Raw genomic sequence first — 952 nt, forward strand, 5'->3', positions numbered from 1 at the left:
AGTTTCAGTACTATGTCTTTGGTCAGGATCATCATAGGCTGGGGTGAATGAGTATAGGACTCCCTGATTAATGGTCTGTGTAGGTGTGCCGCTTATCGTTGGCGCATCATTGATGTTTATCACCTCAATTTCAAACGTATTCGAATTGGTGGTCACGTTTGAACTGTCAGTGACCTCGATAATAATATTGGAATAGGTAGCTACATCATTATTTGTTGGCGTGCCGCTTAAGGTTTGGTTGTTTGCATCAAGGGTTAGCCAAGAGGGTTTATTTTGAACGTTAAAGTTTAACGTATCGCCCATATCAACGTCATCGGCGTTGAATGTCAGAGTATACGTCGCATCCTGGCTAGTTTGAATTTGGCTAGTGATGTTGGCAATGGTCGGCGCATCATTGACCGGAGAGATAGTGATGGTCATGGTGGCGGTTATAGAATTATTTTGACCATCACTGACACTAAACCCAAACTCCCCTTGATTATTACTTTCTGCCACAGGCTGATAAATGAGCTCACCATGGGCAATGTTTGCCACATCGATTACTGCATTTGTTGTGACAGGACTTGAGCCTAATAATAACTGCCCCCGACTGGCATCTGGTAGACTCACAATCGTGACAGAGGTTCTGATATCAGCGTTATCTTGATCTGAAAAAGCGAAATCATTTTCATTGAATACTAAGTTGTTATCTTCTTGAGTGTTGAGTGTATTATCCGCTGTCGTTGGGATATGTTTATTGAGGTCAAAACTGTCCCAGACACCATCGCTGTCGCTATCGAGCGTGACTGTGGTTAGCGTATTAGCAAGCGTCTGGATATCACTTTCAGTGAGTGCGGTTGAATAAGCCGCGAAGGCATAAATGCCATCCATGCTATCAAGTTGGGTGATGTTGCTGTCACCTGATGCATCCTTAGCAAAGAGTCCTATTGGCGTCGCTGGACTGCGAATGGCG

The 952-nt window shown here is 44.2% G+C and carries 1 protein-coding gene; it reads right to left on the minus strand.

Going from position 1 to position 952, the window contains the following annotated elements; translation table 11 throughout:
* Positions 1–952 (minus strand): putative Ig domain-containing protein (locus VTH8203_RS23380; RefSeq protein WP_158296240.1); only part of this gene is annotated, 952 nt, incomplete at both ends.

It is taken from the genome of Vibrio thalassae, assembly GCF_900089835.1.
GTDB lineage: Bacteria > Pseudomonadota > Gammaproteobacteria > Enterobacterales > Vibrionaceae > Vibrio > Vibrio thalassae.